The organism is Bacillus sp. FSL R5-0434, assembly GCF_038004745.1.
In the GTDB taxonomy this organism is placed as follows: domain Bacteria; phylum Bacillota; class Bacilli; order Bacillales; family Bacillaceae; genus Bacillus; species Bacillus halotolerans.
Map to the genome: position 1 here is coordinate 2,272,213 of NZ_JBBORV010000001.1, position 23,438 is coordinate 2,295,650.

Consider the following 23,438-nt stretch of genomic DNA (forward strand, 5'->3'; position numbering starts at 1 on the left):
TTAGGAGGAAATCTTACGATGTTTCGAGTATTGGTCTCAGACAAAATGAGCAACGACGGCTTACAACCACTTATTGAATCAGACTTTATTGAAATCGTCCAAAAAAACGTAGCAGATGCAGAGGATGAATTACATACCTTTGATGCTCTATTGGTGCGAAGCGCGACAAAAGTAACAGAAGACCTTTTTCAAAAAATGACTTCTTTAAAAATCGTCGGAAGAGCCGGTGTCGGTGTGGATAATATTGACATTGACGAAGCGACGAAACACGGGGTAATTGTTATTAATGCGCCTAACGGAAACACAATTTCCACAGCTGAGCACACATTCGCGATGATCTCATCTTTAATGAGACACATCCCTCAGGCCAATATTTCTGTAAAATCCAGAGAATGGAACCGCACAGCATATGTCGGTTCGGAACTTTACGGCAAAACACTTGGAATTGTAGGATTAGGAAGAATCGGAAGCGAAATTGCACAGCGTGCGAGAGCCTTCGGTATGACCGTGCACGTTTTTGATCCTTTCTTAACAGAAGAAAGAGCGAAAAAAATCGGTGTAAACAGCCGTACGTTCGAAGAAGTCTTGGAAAGCGCAGATATCATCACTGTGCATACACCGTTAACAAAAGAAACCAAAGGCTTATTAAACAAAGAAACAATTGCAAAAACGAAAAAAGGTGTTCGCTTAATTAACTGTGCACGAGGCGGCATTATCGATGAGGCAGCTCTTCTTGAAGCTTTAGAAAGCGGCCATGTTGCCGGTGCGGCTCTTGACGTTTTTGAAATTGAACCGCCAGTTGATAATAAACTCGTTGACCACCCGTTAGTGATTGCCACTCCTCACCTAGGGGCATCGACAAAAGAAGCGCAGCTGAATGTTGCAGCGCAAGTATCAGAAGAAGTTCTGCAGTTCGCAAAAGGTCTTCCTGTTATGTCAGCCATTAACCTGCCTGCCATGACAAAAGATGAATTCGCTAAGATTAAGCCGTACCACCAAATCGCAGGGAAAATCGGCAGCCTCGTATCACAATGCATGAAAGAGCCGGTACAGGATGTCGCGATTCAATATGAAGGCACAATTGCTAAACTTGAAACATCGTTTATTACAAAAAGCCTTCTGTCAGGCTTCTTAAAACCACGCGTTGACTCAACAGTTAACGAAGTAAATGCGGGCGGTGTCGCAAAAGAACGCGGCATTAGCTTTAGTGAAAAGATTTCCACTTCTGAATCTGGATACGATAATTGCATTAGCGTAAAAGTGACAGGAGACCGCAGCACCTTTACCGTTACAGCTACCTATATCCCTCATTTCGGAGAACGCATTGTCGAAATCAACGGGTTTAATATCGACTTTTATCCAACAGGCCACCTGGTTTACATCCAGCATCAGGATACGACGGGGGTCATCGGCCGAGTGGGACGTATTCTCGGAGATAACGATATTAACATTGCAACCATGCAGGTTGGCCGTAAAGAAAAAGGCGGAGAAGCCATCATGATGCTTTCTTTTGACAGACATTTAGAAGATAAAATTGTGAAAGAACTAACAGATGTTCCTGATATCGTGTCTGTGAAACTTATTGATCTTCCATAATGAAAAAAACTCAAGCTCTGCAGCTTGAGTTTTTTTCTGCTTTTTAACGGTTTCCTGTTTATGTATGTTTGTGCAGTACTTCTAACACGTTTCTCAGTTCGGATACAGGTATTTGCCCAGGTGCTGAAGCCTCTTCTCCTGCGCCGAATGTGCAAGCTGATCCAAATACCTCACCGCTCAGCCTGCTGACTAATCCCGTTCCCGCCATTGACATTGTGATCATCGGTCGGTCCGCATATTTTGTCTTCATCGTATACGTCGCATCAAGCAAGGTTAAAAGATCTCCTGCATCCTTCGGCATTACGGCTATTTTCGGAATATGCGCTCCTAACTCCTGCATTTTACGAAGCCGAGAAATGATCTCGTCCTTTGCAGGTGTTTTCTGAAAGTCATGATTAGACATAATCACGTAGACACCATTTTCTCCTGCTAAAGATACTAACGCTTCAACGTTTGCCTCTCCTAAAAATAATTCAATATCGATAAAGTCTATATCTTTTGTGCGGATAGCCGTTTCCAGCAAAGCGATGTAGGAACTTACATCCATTTCTTTGCTCCCGCCTTCTTTATGCGATCTGAATGTAAATAGAAACAGCTTGTCTCTCAAAGACTCTCGCAGCTTTGAGATCATCTTTATGACTGCTTCGCTGTCGTCCGCTTTTTCAAATACATCGACTCGCCACTCGACAATATCCGGATCCAGTAATTTCACAGCTTCTGCTTCTTTTAAAATTTGCTTTTCTGTTTTACCCATCAGCGGAACGATGATTTTCGGCATCCCTTCACCGATGGAAACTCCTTTGATTGTTAACACGTTCACTCGTCTCAAATCCTTTCAATCTTTACCTTGTTTTATTATACACGGACAAGTTTTTTTTGAAAATTTCTATTATATGAAAAGCAACGAAAAAAGAGCCTGAAAAAAGGCTCTTTTAATGTAAGGAAATCGGATTTGGAGCAGCAGGAACCGGAATAGCTTCTGTTACATCGTATCTGCCGATTTTTTTTGTTCCCGTTTCCGCAAAGGTCACTTCTGTAAAGCCAAACTCCTTTGCTGTTAAAAGAAGTCCCTCCAGCATTAAGATGCCGGCAATAGAATCCTCAACCCCCGAGTGTTTTGAGAAATGGATATATAAGTGATTCTGTTTCTCCGTTACAGATTTGACGGCACCCGCTTGAATAAGAGGTGCAGTATTTGTTTGATTGCTCGATTCCATTTCCTTAATAGCTTCTTTTACAGTATTAAATGTTCTTTCTGTTGGAACGAGAAAGTCTTGTCCTTGTTCATTTTGGTACAAGGAGTAGGCTCTGTTCGACTGTTTAGGAATAGGAATTTCAGTAAAAGTACCATTTGAGCCAATACTGGCGCCGTCCTTTTTCTGCTCCGATGAGTAAATTTTGATTTTTTCATAAGGACTCCATTTTAAAGATTCTTTCAGCAATTTTTTTAGTATTGCGTCGTCTTTTACAGAAAAAGCCTCAATGGGCTGATCGACTTGTATATTTAATTCCTTATGGTTTTGGTTTTCCTTTACCTCCACTTCATCCATGAAGGAGGGAATCGTGATGGCGTGATCAAGGATATCCAATTGATCACTTTCAAACAGCACCTCCTGTATGGTTTGGTTTGATTTCGTTTTTTTAATACTGACGGGTATAATTGTGGATGTTTCGGCATCGGCAATTGCTACAGTCGTATAGTTGTTCTGCTCCTTTTCAGGAACAACTAACGATGACTGATCCAGGGATAATGCAGCTTTTTTGCTGTCTGCTGTCTCAGTTTTCGTTATAGCGTTTTCTTGGGACGCTTCTTTTTGTTGAGGCTGTGCCTGATCAAAGAAATGAGGAGAAATAATGAAGGCGATATAAACCGCAACCACAGTGGCACATGCGGGGCCAATCCACCTAACAGCGGACTTTTTTTTGCTTTTTGCCATCGAAAGCCGCTTGTATATGTCTTGCGGAGAACGATGGTCTTTAACTGCCGGCAGTTGACTTAACAACTCCTTTATCTGTTCTTCGTTCCAATCTGACTTCATCATCCATTAGCTCCTCCCTCAAAAGCTCCATATGTTTCCGAAGTACTTTGAGCCCTCTGTGTTGGGTCGTTTTCACTTTGCTTTCCGAGAAGCGCAGAGCATTGGCTGTTTCCTGTATTGAATATCCCTGAATAAACCGTAAGATAATCACAGCTCTTTGATCGATCGTACATTGATCGAGCGCAGCATAAATTTCCCGGACATTTTCATGTTGAACCGCGAGTTCGTCCGGAAGCAATTGCTGATCTCTGACATCCTGTGTGTCCCAATCAAATGTCCCGAGTACACGCTGTCTGATCGTCTGCTGCTTACGGAACCAGTCTATCGCCACATGGCGTGCAATCGACAAAAGCCATGTTTTTTCACTGCTTCTTCCTTCAAACGTATGATATGAATTTAATACACGAATATAAACCTCCTGAAGAAGGTCTTCAGCCTGGCTTTTATCCTTTACCATATAAAATAAAAATTGATATAAATCTTGATGGTAAGTTTTATATAACGCTTGAAAGGTTTCTTCCATAGGAAACCCCTCCGTTCCTTTAGTCGTAATAATAGCTTAAAAGTTACATTACAACTATATTACGAGAAACTGGAATTTGGAAGGGAATTTATATTAACATATCCTTAAATTTTATTAAGAAAAACCTTTTAAAAAACACCCGCTTGGATCAGCGGGTGTTTCTTATGGAACAAGATTCTTCGGCAAATTCAGACTCGACTTGATCATTTTGTCGGAATATAAAACGTAAACGTCGTTCCTTTGTCCATCCGGCTGTGCACCGTAATGGTACCGTTGTGAGCTTCCACAATATTTTTAACAATAGCCAGTCCCAGTCCGGTTCCTGCTCTGCCTCTTGTCCGTGCTTTATCTGCTTTATAGAATCGCTCAAAAATAAACGGCAGATCCTCTTCCGGTATCCCGGAGCCGGAATCTTTGACGTCTATTTTTATTCCATCCTTAACCGTATGAACGGAGATGGAGACATTGCCGCCTGATTGAGTATGACGCAACGCGTTATCAATTAAATTGGTAAACACCTGCTCCATCTTATCTTCATCAAACATAAATTCCTCTTCAGTGAGAGAAATGTCCTGATGCAAAGAAATATTTTTTTCTTTGGCAACGCCGGAAAATTTGCGCATGATCTTTTCTATAAATTCATTAAGATTGATTTGTTCATAATGCAATCCAGTATGGCCTGATTCCATTCGCGCTAAATCAAGCAAATCGTTGACAAGGCGGCCCATTCGCAGCGACTCGTCATATATAATTTGAGCAATCTCTTTTCGGTCTTCTTCGGAGCTCGCAATGTCATCGACAATGGCTTCACTATACCCTTGAAGCATGGAGATCGGCGTTCTTAATTCATGGCTGACATTTGCGATAAAGTCTTCGCGCAATTTATCAAGGCGGCGTTCTTCGGTCATATCTCGAAGAACGGCAACCGCGCCTCTGACATGCGATTCCGCATACAGCGGCGACATCAGCAGCACCCATGATCTGCCCTGCAGCGTCATTTCAATCATTTGTTCTTTTTCTGTGCTGACAGCATTTTGGAACAGTTCTTTTGCTTCTGGCGGAAGATTGTCGCCTTCTTTAATATTCATATTCTGCTCATAATACCAAGCCTGCAGAAAACGTTCGGCCGGCGGGTTTGTCACGAGAATCGTGCCGTCGATATTGATGGTAATCACTCCGTCAGCCATACTGCTTAATATGTTTGAAAGCTGTTCTTTTTCTTGGTTGAGCGCATTGATATGAAAGTTAAGCTGCCGCCCCATTTGATTAAAGGCGGTTGCCAGCTCACCGATTTCATCCTGGGTTAAAATCGGGATTTTCGTGTCAAACTTGCCCTTCGCCAAATCCTGTGCGCCCTCTCTCATTTTTCGAAGCGGATACGTGACCCTGCTTGATAAAAAGAAAGCAAAAAATGTGGTCAGCACAATCGCAATGCCTGCGGCAAGGAATATATAACGGGTCGTGTGTTTTGTTGTGTCTTTGACGGCAAGCAGAGATTGAGATAAAAAGACCATGCCTTTTTTTCCGTCTTTTTCATACGGAACACCCACAATCAGGCGTTCATTATCCGTGTCTCTGCCACTCAGGCCCGTGCGTTTACTGACTTTTTTATGGTTGTCCAGAGCCTGGTGTAAATCCTTGTCCCGCTGTATTTGCTCAAGCGTGATAGATGAGAGCCGATTTTTATCGTTCGGCGAATACCAGTATTTTTTCTCATCCTGTATGATCGCAATGCTTGTTAAGTTATCAGCGAGCTCCCAGGTGATCGACCTTGCCAGTGCCTGATCCTCGTGTTTTTCTAAGATGACTGCGACTTTATTTGCAAGCTGGGTTAAATCATTTTCGGCTTCTTCCACATGATAATTTTCGATAAACTCGAGTAAAAGCACCGTTAAAATAAATAATACGATCAGGACAAGAGAAAGGATCGTAGCCCACAGCTTGCCTACTACGCTTTTCCAAAATTTCATTCAGCGCCTACCTCGAATTTATAACCGACGCCCCATACGGTGACGATTTTTTTGGCAGCTCCCGGTGATACTTTATTGAGCTTTTCCCGGAGACGTTTGACGTGTGTGTCTACTGTACGCAGATCGCCAAAAAATTCATACTGCCACACTTCCTTGAGAAGCTTTTCCCGATCATACACTTTGTCAGGTGTTTTCGCTAAGAAGTAAAGGAGCTCATACTCTTTCGGTGTTAAGCTCACTTCAGTTCCGTCAGCAGTTACCCGATGGGCATCATGATCGATTGACAGATGAGAAAACACCAATACGTTTTTCGTCGGCGTATTCGCATTGAAATAAGAGTTTTGAGATGCCCTTCTCAGAAGCGCTTTTACCCGCAGCACAACTTCTCTCGGACTAAACGGTTTGACAATGTAATCATCTGTTCCCGATTCAAACCCCTGCACCCGGTTTGCTTCTTCTCCTTTTGCGGTCAGCATGATGATTGGTGTAGCTTTTTTTTCGCGAATTTGGCGGCAGACCTCAATTCCGTCTGTGCCAGGCATCATTAGGTCAAGCAAAATTAAGTCATAATTGGTTTCGAGGCCTTTGGCAATGGCTTCATCACCATTTTCCGCTTCTTCAATCACATAATTTTCACGTTCAAGATACATTTTTAAAAGGCGGCGAATTCTGGCTTCGTCATCAACTACTAATATTTTGGTTTCATTGGTTTGGTCCATCGTTTTCCCCCTGCTTTCCTTCTGTTACTTTCATTTTATCAAATCGTGAGAAAGTTTGAGAACTGTATCGCTTTGTTCTGGACTATGCATAAGAATGAAGTCCGGCAAGCACAAGATTTACGAATATTAAATTGAACATAATGATGGCAAAACCGATTACGGCCAGCCATGCTGATTTCTCACCGTGCCACCCTCTTGACAGCCTTAAATGCAAATAAGCGGCGTAAAACAAAAACGTGATCAGCGCCCATACTTCCTTCGGGTCCCAGCCCCAAAATCTCGTCCAAGCGAGCTGAGCCCAAATCATTGCAAAGATCAGCGCGCCGAGTGTAAAAATCGGAAAACCGATGGAAACGGCTCTGTAGCCAACCTCATCCACCAGATCAAGATTCACGTTTTTCACCAGAGGATGTAAACAGGCACTGATTCTTTTTCTGACGATCAGGCGAAGCGCTCCGTACAATAGGAGTCCAGCTCCAAACGACCAAATCACTGTGTTTACCTTTCTGCCTGAGAAAAGGGCCGGAAGCTCTGCAATGGGCTGCATTTTCCCCTCGGTGATAAGCTCACCCTCATGCGGACCTACAAGTGCGGGCATTTCATAGACCATCACGCTTTTTTCCTTATTCTTATCCACCCAGTTAAACTCAGCTTCATAGCCGGCAAAACGAAACACAGATGTTATCACAATAAAGGCAACTGCCGTCACCATAATAAACATGATAGCTTCAAGCCAAAAGGTTTTTTTGCTTGGTTTTGTCTGGTCAACATGCTTCAAAAGAAAAATGACGCCTGCGACAAAACTGATGGCGAGTATAGCTTGCCCCAGCGCAGCCGTGGTTACGTGGATATACAGCCAATTGCTCTGCAATGACGGAATTAAAGGCGAAATGTCCGTCGGAAACATGCTGGCGTATGCAATCAGCAATAAAGCGATCGATAATGTAAACAGACCTAATGAAGGCAATTGATAGATAAAATAAAGGATAATAAACGCAAGCACAAGCATCATGCCAAAGGCCGTTGTAAATTCAAACATGTTGCTGACAGGCGCATGGCCGCTGGCAGCCCACCTTGTAATAAAATAGCCCAGGTGGCAGAGAAAACCGATAATCGAAAGGGTAATCCCGATCGTCGCCCACCGGTTTGCCCTGTCTTTTTTATTTTTCCTTCCGCGTATGGCCCCGCCGAAAATCGGGACCGCAATTAAATACACGAGAAAGGCCGCATAAAGAAAATTTCCGCTCAGCTCCGCCATGACACCACTCCCTTTTCGCCTATTTCTGTGTTTTCATTAATTCTTTTTGGTCTGCTGGTTCAGTCAGCCCCGTTTCAGCTAAAACAAATTTTAAATCCTGCTTCAGTCCGTACCAGTTTTTATTGGTATGGCCGGCAACCATGACTGCACCTTCCTGTGTATGCAGCCAGATTCTGCGGTGCTGCCAGTACATTCCTTGAATGACGCCAATCATAAAAATGACTCCGCCGATGGCAAGCACCCAAAGCGTCAGATCTTTTCTGACTGTCAGACCGGTTATGTTTTTCGTTTCGACATGGTCAAATTTTAACTTGTACTTATTGCTGCCCGATCCTTCAATTGTTTCTTGAATGGCAACAAAGCTTTTTTCGCCTTTTGGCTTATCTGGCGTTATGATATTAAAGACAAACGCCGGATTGTTAGGGATTTTTGTTTTTGTGCTCGGCTCTCCGTCCTGATTAAAATAGAAGTCAGGAAGGTAGCTGGCGACCTCAATTTTGTAACCGTTGCCAAGATCATAAACCGAATCTGGATCCAATAGGTTGATCTTTAAGCTCCCAAAGGATTTTTTTGATTTTTTGTCAATCAGCTGAAACACCATCTGATCGAGCTGATTCTCTTTATAATCCACCTGATAAACAGAAAACGAATCAAAGCGCAGCGGCTGGTTGACACGAATATCTTCTTCTTTTACTTTTTTCAGCTTCGGCTTCTCTCCATAGACAATTTTGCCTTCCCGTTTATAGAGAACCGCGTCTGTTTGAAAGTTTTTCGCGACCTTTCCGCTTCCGACTCTGTCAATGGCATCAGCGAACACCTTTTTTTCTGTATCGCTGTTATAAGTCTCTACGCTGAATTGATTGTTTTTCAAATAATATCTTCCGTCTGTGCCTGGAATTGCCGCAGTTTCGCCTTCTCTGACCCAGAGCGTTTCATCGACGTACATGCCCGGCACAAATCTCAGCATTGCGCCAATCAGGAAAATGATTAATCCTATGTGATTGACATACGGACCCCAGCGGGAAAAACGCCCTTTTTCCGCCAGAAGGCTGCCCTCTTGTTCTCGTATTCTATAACGCTTTTTCTTTAAGAGAGTCACAATCTTTTCTTTTTCTTCAAGGTTGAGCTCGGTCTCCGTTTCACTGAACAGCCGCTGTCTTTTTAAGAAAACAGGGCTTCTCCTGACCCCCTGATTTTTCAATGCCCTGTACAGGGGAATCACGCGGTCAAGGCTGCAGATGACAAGAGAAATGCCGATAGAGGCAATCAGCAGCAAGTACCACCAAGATCCATATAAATGATGGAACCCGAGTAAATAATAAAGCTGGCCAAACGTGCCGTATTGTTCTTTATAATATGTATCAGCCTGAGCGCCGGGGGGCAAATAGGCTTCTTGAGGAAATATAGTCCCGAATGCTGATGCTGCAAGGGTTATGACGATAAGCCATATTCCGACCTTAACCGAAGAAAAGAAGTTCCATATTTTATCAATGAACGTTTTGTTATAGGTTTGTGAACGTCTCGCACTTCCATCGTATCTCATATCAGCAAGCGGGGGCTGCGTTTCCTGAAGCGCCCTGCCGCACGATTCACATAAAACGGTTCCTACCGGGTTGATATGTCCGCATTCACATTTTACCTGCTTCATCCCGAAGTCGCTCCGGGTTTTATCAGATTCATATAGTCATGGATCATGCTTTCTGTCATAGTGCCGGTCACCACCTTGACAACTTTTCCTTCCGGATTGATTAAAAAGGTTGTCGGAAGCGGAGATACGCCATAGGCATCAAGCACCTGACGATCTGTATCCAGGACAACCGGAAAATTCACTCCGTAGGATTTCATAAAATTATGTACTGCTATCTTTGACTCCCCAACATTTACCGCGACAATTTCAACGCCTTGGTCTTTAAAATATTTGTATTGGTTCGCCATATAAGGAAATTCTTTTTTGCACGGCTCACACCAGGTGCCCCAGAAATTCAAAAAAACACCTTTTCCTTTTAAGTCACTCAGCTCAATACGTTCCCCATTCGTATCTTCAAGGACAAAATTCGGTGCCTCGGACCCTTCGGATATGCTCTCTTTGTCGGCAAATACAGCATTGTATATTGTATAGCCCAGCGCGCAGATTAAAACGAGAAGGATGCCGGTCCGAATGAATAAACGCCTTTTTTTCTTCATTGTCCACTGCCCCCTTCCCCTATTGCAGATCCATTCAATTATATCATTTCACAATCATTTCACATTTCTAACTTTTTGAAGGTTATGTGAAACTTAGAAAGCGTTTTTACCGTGTTCCGCTAGCGCTCTGAGTCTTTTGACTTCATGCGGCGTAAGCTCTCTTGCGTCTCCCGTATTTAAGCCTCTCAGATTTAAAAATGCGTATTCTTCCCGCTTCAGCTTAATTACTTCATGTCCGATTGCTTCAAACATGCGGCGCACTTGCCTGTTCCGTCCTTCATGGATGGTCAGCTGTATAATGCTTGTTTGTTTTTTCTTATCCAATGAAAGCAGCTTCGCTTTGGCAGGCGCTGTTTTGCCTTCCTCTAGCATAATGCCGCGCTCCAGCTTTCTGATCAGCTCTTTAGACGGTATGCCTTTTACCTTTGCTACATATGTTTTGTTTATTTCATATTTAGGGTGCATCAGCTTGTTGGCAAACTCGCCGTCATTGGTTAAAAGCAAAAGACCGCTTGTATCGTAATCCAGACGTCCGACCGGATAGATGCGCTGCGGCACTTCTCTAAAAAAGTCCGTCACGACTTTGCGCCCTTTGTCATCATCCGCTGCGGAGATCACGCCTCTTGGTTTATATAGCAGAAAATAAACAGGCTCTTCACGTTCCACCTTCAAGCCGTTTACTTCAATCTGATCAGAACCGGTGACTTTAACACCAAGCTCTGTTATTACTTTGCCGTTCACCTTTACTTTTCCTTCTTTAATCAGCTCTTCTGCCTTTCTGCGCGATGCAACTCCGGCGTGAGCAATTACTTTTTGCAGTCTTTCCATGTCTTTCACCTCAAGTATTATCTTACTTTTTTCAACCTGAACAAACAAGCTTTTTCAGATTTCGCATGCTTTATCTAAAAAAACGCCATTTTCAGGCGCTCCCAAATAATAACGTAACGATGATGATAGATGCAACTACACCGATTAAATCAGCAAGAAGTCCCACCTTTAACGCATCACCCATTTTTTTAATGCCGACCGCTCCGAAATACACCGTCAGCACATAAAGTGTTGTATCCGTTGATCCCTGCATCACCGATGCCAGCCTGCCAATAAAGGAATCCGGTCCATACACTGCAATTAAATCGGTGGTCATACCCAGAGCAGCCGTACCGGAGATCGGACGGATCAGCGAAAGCGGAACCACCTCAGCCGGTATGCCGATGGCGGAAAAGGCCGGCTTTAAAAGATCCATAAAAAAGTCAAGCGCGCCTGATGATCTGAAAACGGTAATCGCAACAAGCATCCCTACTAAGTAGGGGATAATCGAAAATGCGATCTCAATTCCTTCTTTTCCGCCTTCAACAAAGGATTCATATGTCGGCACCTTTTTGATTGTTCCATAAAGTAGAATGCCGGCAATAATGATAGGGATCATGGCTAAAGACAGCCAGTTGATAATTTCCATCGGCTTACCTCCCCTTCTTTTTACGGCGGTAATAAAAATAACGGTCAATAATAATGGCGCCGATTCCAGAAATGAGTGTCGCCAAAATGCTCGGTCCGACGATATCTGTCGGCGTTTTGGAGGAATAGGCCATTCGCACGGCGATAACCGTTGTCGGGATGAGAGTAATGCAGGAAGTATTAACAGCTAAAAAAGTGATCATGGAACGGCTCGCTTCCGAACGGTTTCCATTCAGCTTTTTCATTTGCTCCATTGCTTTAATGCCAAGAGGTGTGGCCGCGTTCCCGAGACCGAAGAAATTCGCCATGAGATTTGATAAAATGTAGCCCATTGCGGGATGATCCGGCGGTATGTCAGGGAACAGCTTAGAAATAAAAGGCCTGCACATACGGCTGAAAATATCCAGCAGCCCAGACTGTTCAGCTATTTTCATTAAACCCAGCCAAAAAACAAGCACGCTCATAAGTCCAAATGAGATTGTGACAGCTTCTTTGGCTCCTTTAAACACCGCCTCATTTACATCCTGCAGCGTTCCATTGCACATCGCAAATACTAGCCCGATCACAGTTAAGCTGACCCAGATTATATTGACCATTTTGCCCCGCCAGCCGCATTCAGAAAAATGGATTGAAACGTTTCAAAAAACTTTTTTTTCGGTTTTTGATTTCGTTCGTTTTCGTAATAGATCGGGACTTTTGCGATGATTTCATCGTTGAACATGACTTTCATATGTCCTACAATATCCGGAATTTTTGAGACATCCTTTTCCCAGGCTTTTTTTGGTTTGAGCAGGGTAGTGTTGATTTTGACATCTTCTTTTTCTTCTTCGGTAAGCAAATAGGTGATGTCCCGTTTGATGAAAGCTTTAGACTCATAAAATGTACCTTTGAGCTTCGGAATATCTCCTTTCTTTGCGATTAAATATGTTTGATAATGATCAAATACATAGTTAAACATATTCATATGATCATCCCAATCTTCGGGGTCATTAATGGTAACGGCTATCAGATCTACGCCGTCCTTTGAAGCGGTTGAAACCAGTGTGCGTTTTGCAAGCTTGGTATAGCCTGTTTTCCCCCCTGTGCTGTATGGATACAGCATCGTCAGCAATTTATTTTTGTTTTTCCATACACTTTCCATTGTTTCTGCTTTGTATATTTTTGTGCCGGAGATGGTTTGATAGTCTTTGAGCTTCATGGCGTATTTCGTTAAAACAGCCATGTCATAAGCTGTTGAGTAGTGATTTTCATGGTCGTCCAATCCGTGCGGGTTTTGAAAACGGGTATTCTCCATACCAATTTGTTCTGCTTTTTGGTTCATCATATAGACAAATCCATCGAGGCTTCCCCCGACATACTCAGCAATCGCAACAGCAGCATCGTTCCCGGATCTCAGCATCAGGCCATACACAAGATCCTTTAATTTTACTTTTTGCCCTTCGGTTAAATAAATGGCCGAGCCCTCTGTTCTGACCGCATTTGCAGAAACAGTCACGGTTTCTTCCATTTTTCCGGATTCAATGGCAAGAACAGCGGTCATGATTTTTGTAATACTGGCAATCCGCCTTTTTTCATGCTCGTCCTTGGCAAATAACACTCTTCCTGATATGCCGTCAATGACAATGGCGCTCTTCGCACTGACATTTATAGCTGCATGTGCTGTGTTCACATTTACACTTGCAAATAGAAAAGAAATGATGACTATTAATACAGCTTTTTTAAAAATGCGCATGTTTGTTCACGTCCTTGTGGTGGTTTGTACAAGTTTATGCGCATGTCCATCAGTTATGAATAACAATTGTGTCTTGGCCTGCAAACATAAAAAAACTCTCCCATAAAGGGAGAGTAAGTGTTATCTGATTGATGCCATGCTAGATCCGGACGCTTCGTAATGAGCCAGTTCTTCCCTCATCTTCAGAAACGCTGCGCTCAGCGGCAATAATAATTGCTCCAGAGACTGCGGAACAGCATGGTAGAACTCAATTGCGCTGACTCCGGTATATGACGCCCGGCTGTTTTCACACCAGGTGTCTTTCTTTGGCATAAAGAACTCTTCAATGCATTGATGATACACATTGTAAAGTGTTTTTTCCGCTCTGGTTTCCTGAAATGGCTCTTGCATAAGGAGACGGCGGCATGCTTCAGCGCCTCCTTCACAAAATACTGTCATTCTTCTCAGCGTGCTCAGCACATCACAGCAGTATGCCTCTTCAACAGGCAATTCAGCCTGCATAGACGCCAGTGTGGTTTCATTTAAATAATCATTAACGGTATTGACAACCATTGATAAGAATTCGCCTGTTTTTTGAGTCTGCACTCGCACAATCGAATGTCCCATTTCGTTTGGTATCTTCCCCTCATGTCTTTGTCTCTCACATTTTGCTTCTTTCATGATAGCTACTTCTTCCTTATATCTTATGTTGATGAAAAAGCGCGATTCATTAAATCTCTATTTTATGTCTTCAAAGGTTTGGTTAAAGTTTTCAAAGAATAAATCCGCTTCTTCTTGAAGAACGTCATCTTCCGCATTTTCAGGCAGCGGCGGAAGCTCGTCCAGCGTTTTTAAGCCGAATTGCTCAAGAAAAGTCGGCGTCGTGCCGTATAAAATGGCCCGTCCCGGACCGTCAGCGCGTCCGACTTCACACAGCAGCGCCTTGGCGACAAGGCTGTGTAAAATTCTTTCTGATTTCACGCCTCTGATATCTTCAATTTCCGCTCTCGTAATCGGCTGTTTATATGAAACAATCGCCAGCACCTCCAAAGATGCCTGGGAAAGGCCTTTCGACGGTACTTCGATCAGTTTTTTCAAGTACGGCGCAAAGTCCTTTTTGGTGGAAAGCATGTACGTATCTGCATATTCAATTAGTTCAATGCCTCTTGTATCATGACGGTAATCGTCTGCCACATCCGCCATAATGGTGTTCAGTTCAGGCTCTTCTATTTCAAGCACTGTTAACAGCTGTTTTTTGGTCAGTCCTTCATCGCCTGCCGCATATAGAAGGGCTTCCACTATAGCTTTCCAATTCACGATATCAAGCCCCATGAATGGATTCACTCCCCATAATGTAAATATCTGAAAAATTTTGCTCCTGCTCAATCAAAATCAGCTGATTTTTCATCAGTTCTAAAACCGCCAGGAAGGTGACAACCAAATGTTCTTTTTGCTCATATGAAAAAAGATCCATAAAATTGATTCTTTTCCCTTTTGATTTCAGGCTGTGCACGATTTCATTCATTCTGTCTTCGATTGGTATTTCCTGTCTTGTAATTGTTGTTTCCATCGGCCTTGTTATTTTTTTTCGCTTCAGCACTTTTTGAAAAGCGCCAATCATATCGTAGACTGTGACTGACAGCTTTTGCTCCGACTGTTTCACTTCTTTTGCATATTCGCTCAAGTCACTCGGCGGTTTCGTGAATGATTTTTGTCTTTCTTCTTCCCGTTCCTTTAATTCCTTCGCCGCGTCTTTATATTTTCTATACTCAATCAGCTTTTCAATCAGTTCCTCCCGCGGGTCTTCTTCCTCAAGCAATTCATCCTCAAACAGCTCTTCCTCTTGCTTCGGGAGCAGCATTCTGCTTTTAATACTGAGCAGTGTGGCAGCCATCACCAAATACTCGCTGGCGATATCAAGCTCAAGCACACGCATCGTATGTACATATAATAAATATTGTTCAGTAATCTTCGCCACAGGTATATCATATATGTCAATTTCAAGACGATTGATTAAATGAAGCAGCAGGTCCAATGGGCCTTCAAACGTATCAATTTTCACTTGATATTCTTCCATCATCTCACCATTTTCAAGTATCACTCTCATTGCCGGATAAACTGGCTACCCTTTAGTATAAGCCACCAAAAAGCTCTCGTCCAATACTATTTCATTTCCTGCATTTCAAGAGATTTGTGCTGAATATTCAAATAACGAGATATCCGCCTACACAAAAAAGGGCAGGTGTACATAGGATGCTCGCGTAGACCACAACAAAGGAGGCTGAATGTTCATGGGAGAAAAATGCTTCAGCGGCGGTTTCGCTTTAATTGTCGTTTTGTTTATTCTGCTGATTATCGTAGGTGCCGCTTGGATTTGCTAGAACTAAAAAAGAGCGAATCCAATGCGTTGTTTTTTCCTTTTATCTGTCCTGTGTTACACTAAAGGCGGATTAAAAGGAGGAAGCATCTTGTACCCGAAAGCTTATATCGATTATCTCGTTGAATTTCACGCAACACGGGATTATTTTGAATGCCATGAAATACTAGAAGAATATTGGAAGGAAGATCCTCCGAACAAACGAAACATACTTTGGGTCGGCTTTATCCAGCTTGCTGTTGCTTTGTATCATCACAGAAGACAGAATACAGCCGGGGCCAAAAGATTGCTGGCAAACAGCATACGGATTCTTCAAGCGAAAAAACAAGCGGTGGAAGATTTGGGGCTTGATCATACCCGTTTACTGGAGCTTATGCAGTCGGTTTACGAACAAATTGAACTGGGATCTTCCTATAAAAGCATCATGCTGCCAATTAAAGATGAGAGGCTGAAGGAAGCATGCCGCATTGAATGCAAGCGAAAAGCTTACACGTGGGGACAGCCCAGCACACTCACTGATAGATTTCTAATTCATAAACATCGTTTGCGGGATCGGACTGATGTCATCCGCGAACGCGAGAAAGAAATTGAACGAAGAAAAAAAAGCAGAGGCTGATAACAGCCTCTGCTTAATTATTGTATGAAATGTCTTGATCCTGCTGACCTTGACAGCGTTCGAAAAAGCTCTGCGTTAATTCATTCGGAACCAGTACCTGCGTTTTGAATAAATGCTTTAAAGCATCCATCATCTGTTTTCCGATTCCTTGATGGCGATGAGAAGGATTCACACTGATATGCCGGATTTCAACCTCGGAATCCTTTTTTTCAACTCCGATTGCTCCGACGATATCCTCGTCCTCTTTCCAAAGAAAGAGCTGGCGGTCTGTATCCGTTTCGTAGTCCTTAATTGTCTGCTGAAGCTGCTTAAGATCTTTTTCATTTGGCATAAATGAAAGAAGTCCCATCGCAATCTTTTCAAACGATTTTTTATAACGAATTAACATAAAAACCCCTCTATATCCTAAATGTCCAGTTCTATCAAACGGATAAGTATAGGTGATCCGTTTTCTCACATTATATCATTTTCGCCATATTTTTAAACTGTTTTCAGCAAATTATTCAAATGAACGGTTTAAATTTGCCATTTCTATGGCAGAAACAGCACAATCTACGCCCTTATTGCCCGCTTTTGTTCCAGCCCGTTCAATGGCCTGCTCAATGTTTTCCGTAGTGACAATTCCAAAGATCACAGGTACGCCTGTTGTGTTCGCTGCTTGCGCGATGCCTTTTGCAGCTTCGTTGCAGACGTAATCGTAATGAGTCGTCGCGCCTCTGATGACAGTGCCGAGTGTAATAACGGCGTCATATTTTTTTGTTTCCGCCATTTTTTTAGCAGCGAAAGGAATTTCAAATGCGCCCGGAACCCAAGCCACATCAATATCGTTTGTATCCACGCCGTGTCTGAGCAAAGCATCTTCTGCCCCGCTCAGCAGCTTGCTTGTAATAAAATCATTAAATCTTCCTACTACGATTCCGATTTTAAGACCTGTACCAACTAAATTTCCTTGTATGATATTCATATGATTCCCATCCTTTTTTGTGATTTTTGTTATTAGAAATGAAGTAAATGACCTAGTTTATTCATCTTTGTTTGCAAATATTTTTTGTTGTGCTCTTTGGCCTCCATTTGAAGCGGCACTCTTTCTGTAATGCTGAGACCATACCCTTCAAGTCCAGCAATTTTTCGCGGATTATTCGTCAAGAGCTTCATATTCCGCACGCCGAGATCGCGTAAAATTTGAGCACCAATGCCGTAATTGCGCAAATCAGGCAAAAAGCCGAGCGCTTCATTAGCTTCTACGGTGTCATACCCTTCTTCCTGAAGCTTATAAGCTTTTAACTTATTGATCAGACCGATGCCCCGGCCTTCTTGGCGGAGATACAAAAGCACTCCCCGGCCTTCTGCGGCAATTTGCGTTAGCGCGGCGTGAAGCTGCGGGCCGCAGTCACAGCGATGAGACCCAAACACATCACCTGTGAGACACTCTGAATGAACCCGAACCAATACTGGTTCTTCATTAAACGGCACATCTCCCATCACAAATGCGACATGCTCTTTTCCATCGATCTCATTTGTGTATCCGTACACCTTAAATGTGCCAAAATCAGTAGGCAAGGTAATATCGACTTCCCGCTCTACAAGTGTTGTCAAGTTGTAGCGGTACTCAATTAAATCCTTAATGGTGATCAGTTTTAATTGATGCTTTTTCGCAATTTCAATGAGCTCAGGTACCCTTGCCATCGTTCCGTCTTCATTCATTATTTCACAAATGACGCCAGCTCCCTGAGAACCGCAGGCTTCAGCAAGATCAACTGCCGCTTCTGTATGGCCCGCTCTTTTCAGGACACCTCCCTTTTTCGCAATCAGCGGAAAAATGTGCCCTGGACGCTGAAAATCTGCCGGCACTGAACCGCTGTCCAGCAAAGCTTTGACAGTAAATGATCTTTCCTGTGCGCTGATTCCCGTTTTTGTCTTACGGTGGTCAATGCTTACTGTAAAAGCAGTGTGGTGGGAATCTGTATTGTGCTCAACCATAGGATGAAGATCGAGCCTGTCAGCGATTTCCTCACTGAGAGGCGTGCAAATCAGCCCTCTTCCGTGCGTCGCCATAAAGTTAATCACTTCAGGAGTCGCATGCTCCGCAAGAGCCACAAAGTCTCCTTCGTTTTCTCTGTCTTCATCATCCACAACAATGATGACTTCGCCTTTTTTTAAAGCGTCTAATGCCTCTTCTATCGGATGAAACATGCAAATCTTCCTCTCTAAAAGCCGTTTTCGCTTAAGAAGGCTTTTGTTATGGTTTGTTGGTTCTTATTTTCATTGGCTTTATGCAAAAATCGATACATATATTTTCCGATCATATCGCATTCGATATTCACTTTAGAGCCGATTGTTTTTTCTGAAAAAATCGTTTCGCTGATGGTGTGAGGGATTAAAGAAATCGTCACGGTATCATCTGTCAGCCCGAAGATGGTTAAACTGACGCCGTCCACGGTAATAGATCCCTTTAAAACCAACGTTTTTGTTAATGACGAATCCATTTTCAAATCATAGTAAACTGCGTTGCTTTTTTCTTCAATACGCGTGATTTCTGCGGTTCCGTCGACATGGCCTGAAACGAAATGGCCTCCAAAACGCCCGTTTGCCGCCATGGCTCTTTCCAGATTCACTTTGCTGCCTTTTGATAAATCGTTCAGCGACGTTGCTTTGACTGTTTCAGGCATGACATCAACTGTGAAGTGACTTTTCGTGAAATCAGTAACAGTCAGACAAATGCCATTTACTGCAATGCTGTCGCCCAAATGAACATCCTCTAATATTTTTGAGCATTTAATTGTTAAGGCCATAGAGGGGCCAGCTTTTTTCATAGATTCGATTGTGCCTGTTTCTTCTATAATTCCTGTAAACATGGTCACCATCCTACTCGTTTTTCGGTTTTGCCGTCAGTCTGATATCACGGCCAATTTGGGTTATATCTGTGAATTGTAATAAGGGGACATCTTTCATTGATTGAAAACCTTCACCGGAGATTAAGCTGGGAGCAAGCGTTCCTCCGATTAATTTAGGGGCAAAATAGTAGATGATCTCTTGAAAACAGCCTGCTTTGACGAAGCTTCCGTGAACAGCTGATCCGCCTTCCACATACATCGACATGATGCCTTCTTCCGCAAGGATTTTCAGTACATCGGAAATTGGTATACGATCTGTTTCCAGAGTAAATATTTTCACGCCAAAAGCGGAAAACCGTTTTTTCTTCTCCTCATCAGCACGTGTTGTTGTAAAAATCCAAGTCGGCGCTGCCTGATCGCAAATCACATTGGCGTCATCGGGAATCGAAAGTTCGGTATCAAGTATCACCCTGACCGGCTGTTTTGAAACATTCGGGAGCCTGCAGGTTAAGCTTGGATTGTCAGCCTTCACAGTGCCTGCTCCGACCAAAATGCTTTGATGTGATTTCCTGTATTGCTGAGCATCCTGTCTTGCAGCTTCTGATGTGATCCATTTGCTGTCACCTGTACTGGTCGCTGTTTTTCCGTCTAGGCTTGCGGCAGCTTTTAATGTGACGTAAGGGAGGCCTGTCCTCATGAAATGCAGAAATTTTTCATTCAGCTGTTCCGCCTGATCTGCCAGAATGCCTTCCTTTACTTCGATGCCGGCTTCTTCTATCATGCTGATTCCCCGTCCGGCCACAAGCGGGTTAGGATCTCTCATTGCGACAAATACTCTCTTTATCCCGGACTTGATAATCAGTTCGGCACAAGGCGGTGTTTTTCCGTAATGGCTGCATGGTTCAAGGGTGACATAAATATCAGCGTCTTTCACATGTGCGCCTGCCATATGAATAGCATGGACTTCCGCGTGAGCTTCACCGTATTTTAAATGGGCGCCCATCCCGACAATCTGTCCGTCCTTCACCACAACAGCGCCTACGAGCGGATTCGATTCGGTCTGTCCTTCACCCTGCTTCGCAAGATCCAACGCCAGTTTCATATAATACTCTTCCATCTGTTTTCCCCTCCCTTCTTTATTCATTTACCGTCAAAAAAGCCCCGAATTTAAGAAAAATTCGGGGCTTTAGGTATTTTACGCAATAGGAAATAACACTATGCATGTTGATACATTTTGCATAGCGGTTCTTCATCCTTCTCCCATCCAGACTTTCACTGTCGGCTTCAGCTTAAACTGAATCCACCGCGTACATATGTGCACACGGGTCACGGGCTCTAAAGCGCATGTCGCTTTACTACCGCCGGTCGGGATTTCCACCCTGCCCCGAAGGATACAATCTTTATTCATTTGTCCTTAATGGCTATTATAGCGATCCTTTCTTAAGTACGCAATGAAATAAACTTACAATTTGAGAAATCAAAAAAACACCCATCGTTCCGAAAGGTGTTTTTTCACTTAATCATTTACTTTTGCAACCTTGATTAAACCGTCGATCCGCTTTGATTTGCTGAAGTACGCCTTAATCTTATCGCCTTCTTTTATATCAGACAAATCTTGATTTAACTTTTTTCCGTTGAAGATGATCTTCGTGCCGTTTTCTGCTTCTCCATGATATTCGGTGCCGTCAATTTTTGTCACTTGATATTCCTCGATTGTATACTCTTCTTCTTCGGAGGACAAGGTTTGTCCAATCGCTGTCGGAACGTCTTTCAGTTCAACATCATTTATGTACATATACCCCCCTGCAAGTAAAACCAGTAGCACTAACAGAATGGTAATCTTGGTTTTTATTCTTCCCATTTTAAAAAACCTCCAGCCAATATGAATCTATTCATTCATATGAGTTATTCCTTTTTTTCATGAATAAAAAACCGTAAATTCTCGTAAATTATTAATATAACGATGCATAACGGGAATATGTTTCGCATTTCTGCAAAAATTTCTTTTCTATAGATATACGAATTTACGTTCTGGTTTTAGGGGATGCATGAGAAAAAGAATAAAAAAGCAGCTCCTTTTCAGGAAACTGCTTATACCTAGTTGGTTTTACGAATGTCGTTAAATGGGAAGAAAACAAACTTTGACGTACCCGCAATTTGTTTTTTCGTAAAGAGTCCAAGCCCGTTTCGGCTGTCCATTGAGTATCGGCGGTTATCACCCATCACAAAATATTTGTTATCAGGCACTTTGATCGGGCCGAAATCATCAGTTAGATGGTCATATCCATCTTCTTTTGCTTGCTTTTTATTTGCCTTCAAATAAGGCTCAGCCACTTTTTTTCCATTGATATAAAGCTGGTCGTTTTTCATTTCGACTGTGTCTCCCGGCAAGCCGATCAGCCGCTTGACATAGTGGACATCATCCCCGTTTAGCACGATGATATCCCCTCTCTTAAACTCGCCTATGTACTTAACTGTCATATTGACAAATACCCTTTCATGGTCATGAAGGGTAGGCTCCATGGACTCACCGTCAACGACATACGGCGCAAAAATAAAATTGCGGATGAGTAATGCCAGAACAACTGCGATAATAATCGCTTTGGCCCATTCAAATATTGATTTTTTCTTAGAAACGGTTTCCGCTTTCAACTGAGTTCCTCCAATAAACAACGGTCTTCAATTTATGTTATCACGAATCGATAAGAAATCCCATTAGGACCATTGAAGAAAATTTTCACATCTATTTATTCTACTGCCAGAATCAATTTGTTCCATTTCCTAATGAAATCGGGAGAAGAATCAATCAGCCTCCAAAGAACAAATCCAATATATTGCCGGCAGTTGAAGTTTCTTTATTATAAAACTCCGAATATCCGCATTTCTTACAGTAGACGACGAGAAAACGGTTATGCTGCACATCAAACAACTTTGACAATCCGGTTCCAGTTGTGGCAATTTCTTTTTGGCCAGCTTCAGTGCTTCCGCATTTTATACAGCCCTTGTTGTTCATCAAACGCAGCCCCTTTTCAAAAAAATGACATCGATATTATTTCATTTTACTACAAATGCCGTTTGGGATGAAGCATGTCAGCTTTAAAATTTGTTTAATTTTTCCCTGATGAGTGTGACTGTAAGGAATGCTCCACCCATACAAACGCGGACTAGCTTACAATCTCATTTTGTTTTTTACTGGTTCGTTTAAGCTATTTCATACGATCTCTAATATGTATAAAGAGAAGAAGAGATAGGGATGATTTTCCTATTACGTTGAATCATATTGAAGGGAACAGCGTAGGCAATGCATTTTCTATAAGCCCGCTGAACGTATCAAAAATCAGTGTTTTGGTTCCGTCGGATTGAATACAATTGTGATTGAACACTTATGATTTGAAACATAGCTATAGGATTTAACTCAAATCTCTCTATGCCTCCTCGTTCTACCTTAAAAACGTCTGTTTGTTAACTGTCACAACCAGATCAGGCTGTGAGCGAAAAGAAAAAGCTCCCTCATATCGGGGAGCTTTCTGCCTGCCTATTAGCCTTCTACGCGAACTTCTTTCATCACGTCACCGTTAGACATGTTTTTCGCGAATTCTAGACCGCTTGTTACTTTGCCAAATACAGTGTGAACACCGTTTAAATGAGGCTGCGGCTCATGGACGATGAAAAATTGGCTGCCGCCAGTATCTTTTCCTGCGTGTGCCATAGAGAGCGCGCCCGCTTCATGTGTGTGCGGGTTTCCTTCTGTTTCACATTTGATTGTGTATCCGGGACCGCCTGTGCCAGTACCGTGCGGGCATCCGCCTTGGCTGACGAAGCCTGGAATTACTCGGTGGAATGTAAGTCCGTCGTAAAATCCTTCGTTTGCAAGCTTTTCAAAGTTTGCAACTGTACCCGGTGCTGCTTCCGGATAAAGTTCAAATTCAATTTTGTTGCCGTCTTCTAATAAAAAGTAACCTGTTTTCAATTGTATGCCCACTTTCTTTATTTTAATTTTCAAAGGAGAAATTTATGTATCATCATTATGGCTTGTCTCTCCTTGTCGCGGCTATTATACCACACCTTTTTTGGGAAAACGACTCTCCCGGCTTTTCTCCAAAATAAAAATGAAACCTGAACCTCTCTATCTCCGTCTAACCTATCGGAACTGTAT

At 42.8% G+C, this 23,438-nt stretch carries 27 protein-coding genes and 1 riboswitch; of the genes, 3 read left to right on the forward strand and 24 right to left on the reverse strand.

Annotated elements, in window-relative coordinates; all coding sequences use genetic code 11:
• Positions 1-18: 18 nt before the first annotated feature.
• On the forward strand, positions 19-1,596 hold the full coding sequence (gene serA, locus NYE43_RS11510; protein WP_268496611.1) for a phosphoglycerate dehydrogenase: 1,578 nt from the start codon (positions 19-21) through the stop codon (positions 1,594-1,596).
• A 58-nt stretch (positions 1,597-1,654) separates the two neighbouring features.
• Here the strand turns inward: serA and aroD are convergent, their stop codons facing one another.
• From aroD to scpA, 15 genes are all read right to left on the reverse strand, one after another.
• Positions 1,655-2,416: a type I 3-dehydroquinate dehydratase gene (aroD, locus tag NYE43_RS11515; protein WP_341061962.1), complete on the reverse strand. Its 762-nt coding sequence runs from the start codon at positions 2,414-2,416 to the stop codon at positions 1,655-1,657.
• A 112-nt stretch (positions 2,417-2,528) separates the two neighbouring features.
• On the reverse strand, positions 2,529-3,638 hold the full coding sequence (locus tag NYE43_RS11520) for a sigma-X negative effector (RefSeq protein WP_341061964.1): 1,110 nt from the start codon (positions 3,636-3,638) through the stop codon (positions 2,529-2,531).
• Complete coding sequence (gene sigX, locus NYE43_RS11525) at positions 3,574-4,158, reverse strand: RNA polymerase sigma factor SigX (protein ID WP_024121898.1); 585 nt, start codon at positions 4,156-4,158, stop codon at positions 3,574-3,576. Before sigX ends, NYE43_RS11520 begins: the two co-directional genes overlap by 65 nt.
• Before the next feature lie 203 nt (positions 4,159-4,361).
• Positions 4,362-6,128: a sensor histidine kinase ResE gene (resE, locus tag NYE43_RS11530; RefSeq protein WP_024121899.1), complete on the reverse strand. Its 1,767-nt coding sequence runs from the start codon at positions 6,126-6,128 to the stop codon at positions 4,362-4,364.
• Positions 6,125-6,847: a DNA-binding response regulator ResD gene (resD, locus tag NYE43_RS11535; RefSeq protein WP_010334777.1), complete on the reverse strand. Its 723-nt coding sequence runs from the start codon at positions 6,845-6,847 to the stop codon at positions 6,125-6,127. Before resD ends, resE begins: the two co-directional genes overlap by 4 nt.
• Positions 6,848-6,929: 82 nt before the next feature.
• On the reverse strand, positions 6,930-8,105 hold the full coding sequence (gene ccsB / locus NYE43_RS11540) for a c-type cytochrome biogenesis protein CcsB (protein WP_101860350.1): 1,176 nt from the start codon (positions 8,103-8,105) through the stop codon (positions 6,930-6,932).
• 19 nt (positions 8,106-8,124) lie between these two features.
• Positions 8,125-9,753, reverse strand: coding sequence for a cytochrome c biogenesis protein ResB (gene resB, locus NYE43_RS11545; protein WP_341061968.1), 1,629 nt, complete (start codon positions 9,751-9,753; stop codon positions 8,125-8,127).
• Positions 9,750-10,289: a thiol-disulfide oxidoreductase ResA gene (resA, locus tag NYE43_RS11550; protein WP_024121902.1), complete on the reverse strand. Its 540-nt coding sequence runs from the start codon at positions 10,287-10,289 to the stop codon at positions 9,750-9,752. Before resA ends, resB begins: the two co-directional genes overlap by 4 nt.
• A 93-nt stretch (positions 10,290-10,382) precedes the next feature.
• Positions 10,383-11,117: a 23S rRNA pseudouridine(2605) synthase RluB gene (rluB, locus tag NYE43_RS11555; RefSeq protein WP_024121903.1), complete on the reverse strand. Its 735-nt coding sequence runs from the start codon at positions 11,115-11,117 to the stop codon at positions 10,383-10,385.
• Between the two features lie 91 nt (positions 11,118-11,208).
• Positions 11,209-11,745 (reverse strand): spore maturation protein SpmB, encoded by a 537-nt coding sequence (gene spmB, locus NYE43_RS11560; RefSeq protein ID WP_341061970.1) that lies wholly within the window; start codon positions 11,743-11,745, stop codon positions 11,209-11,211.
• A 4-nt stretch (positions 11,746-11,749) separates the two neighbouring features.
• Positions 11,750-12,340 carry a spore maturation protein SpmA gene (gene spmA / locus NYE43_RS11565; RefSeq protein WP_024121904.1) on the reverse strand — a complete coding sequence of 197 codons (591 nt, stop codon included), beginning with the start codon at positions 12,338-12,340 and terminating at the stop codon, positions 11,750-11,752.
• Complete coding sequence (locus NYE43_RS11570; RefSeq protein ID WP_268496615.1) at positions 12,328-13,476, reverse strand: D-alanyl-D-alanine carboxypeptidase family protein; 1,149 nt, start codon at positions 13,474-13,476, stop codon at positions 12,328-12,330. Before NYE43_RS11570 ends, spmA begins: the two co-directional genes overlap by 13 nt.
• Positions 13,477-13,596: 120 nt before the next feature.
• Positions 13,597-14,136: a YpuI family protein gene (locus NYE43_RS11575; RefSeq protein ID WP_185848863.1), complete on the reverse strand. Its 540-nt coding sequence runs from the start codon at positions 14,134-14,136 to the stop codon at positions 13,597-13,599.
• A gap of 57 nt (positions 14,137-14,193) precedes the next feature.
• The gene (scpB, locus tag NYE43_RS11580; RefSeq protein ID WP_044154877.1) at positions 14,194-14,787 is read right to left on the reverse strand and encodes an SMC-Scp complex subunit ScpB; all 594 of its coding nucleotides are present in this window, start codon (positions 14,785-14,787) and stop codon (positions 14,194-14,196) included.
• Entirely contained in the window at positions 14,777-15,532 is a 756-nt protein-coding gene (gene scpA / locus NYE43_RS11585) for a segregation/condensation protein A (protein ID WP_024121908.1), read from the reverse strand. Before scpA ends, scpB begins: the two co-directional genes overlap by 11 nt.
• Positions 15,533-15,746: 214 nt before the next feature.
• Between scpA and NYE43_RS11590 the strand changes: the two genes are divergently transcribed.
• Positions 15,747-15,836, forward strand: coding sequence for a YjcZ family sporulation protein (locus NYE43_RS11590; protein ID WP_024121909.1), 90 nt, complete (start codon positions 15,747-15,749; stop codon positions 15,834-15,836).
• Between the two features lie 87 nt (positions 15,837-15,923).
• On the forward strand, positions 15,924-16,448 hold the full coding sequence (locus tag NYE43_RS11595) for a DUF309 domain-containing protein (protein WP_101860347.1): 525 nt from the start codon (positions 15,924-15,926) through the stop codon (positions 16,446-16,448).
• 13 nt (positions 16,449-16,461) lie between these two features.
• Here the strand turns inward: NYE43_RS11595 and ribT are convergent, their stop codons facing one another.
• The 9 genes from ribT to NYE43_RS11640 form a co-directional block, all read right to left on the reverse strand.
• Positions 16,462-16,836 (reverse strand): GNAT family N-acetyltransferase RibT, encoded by a 375-nt coding sequence (gene ribT / locus NYE43_RS11600; protein ID WP_003223910.1) that lies wholly within the window; start codon positions 16,834-16,836, stop codon positions 16,462-16,464.
• 111 nt (positions 16,837-16,947) lie between these two features.
• Positions 16,948-17,412 carry a 6,7-dimethyl-8-ribityllumazine synthase gene (gene ribH / locus NYE43_RS11605; protein ID WP_024121911.1) on the reverse strand — a complete coding sequence of 155 codons (465 nt, stop codon included), beginning with the start codon at positions 17,410-17,412 and terminating at the stop codon, positions 16,948-16,950.
• Positions 17,413-17,444: 32 nt separating this feature from the next.
• A complete protein-coding gene (locus tag NYE43_RS11610) occupies positions 17,445-18,641 on the reverse strand; it encodes a bifunctional 3,4-dihydroxy-2-butanone-4-phosphate synthase/GTP cyclohydrolase II (protein WP_024121912.1) in 1,197 nt (398 codons plus the stop codon).
• Between the two features lie 14 nt (positions 18,642-18,655).
• A complete protein-coding gene (gene ribE, locus NYE43_RS11615; protein WP_024121913.1) occupies positions 18,656-19,303 on the reverse strand; it encodes a riboflavin synthase subunit alpha in 648 nt (215 codons plus the stop codon).
• Between the two features lie 10 nt (positions 19,304-19,313).
• A complete protein-coding gene (gene ribD, locus NYE43_RS11620) occupies positions 19,314-20,399 on the reverse strand; it encodes a bifunctional diaminohydroxyphosphoribosylaminopyrimidine deaminase/5-amino-6-(5-phosphoribosylamino)uracil reductase RibD (RefSeq protein ID WP_341061976.1) in 1,086 nt (361 codons plus the stop codon).
• Between the two features lie 131 nt (positions 20,400-20,530).
• Positions 20,531-20,678: riboswitch (FMN riboswitch) on the reverse strand.
• Positions 20,679-20,798: 120 nt separating this feature from the next.
• The gene (locus tag NYE43_RS11625; RefSeq protein ID WP_024121915.1) at positions 20,799-21,143 is read right to left on the reverse strand and encodes a hypothetical protein; all 345 of its coding nucleotides are present in this window, start codon (positions 21,141-21,143) and stop codon (positions 20,799-20,801) included.
• A gap of 236 nt (positions 21,144-21,379) precedes the next feature.
• Positions 21,380-21,934 (reverse strand): signal peptidase I sipS, encoded by a 555-nt coding sequence (gene sipS / locus NYE43_RS11630; protein WP_103671741.1) that lies wholly within the window; start codon positions 21,932-21,934, stop codon positions 21,380-21,382.
• A 154-nt stretch (positions 21,935-22,088) separates the two neighbouring features.
• Positions 22,089-22,295 (reverse strand): zinc ribbon domain-containing protein, encoded by a 207-nt coding sequence (locus NYE43_RS11635; protein WP_010334793.1) that lies wholly within the window; start codon positions 22,293-22,295, stop codon positions 22,089-22,091.
• A 525-nt stretch (positions 22,296-22,820) separates the two neighbouring features.
• The gene (locus NYE43_RS11640) at positions 22,821-23,252 is read right to left on the reverse strand and encodes a peptidylprolyl isomerase (RefSeq protein ID WP_003223931.1); all 432 of its coding nucleotides are present in this window, start codon (positions 23,250-23,252) and stop codon (positions 22,821-22,823) included.
• Between the last annotated feature and the right edge of the window lie 186 nt (positions 23,253-23,438).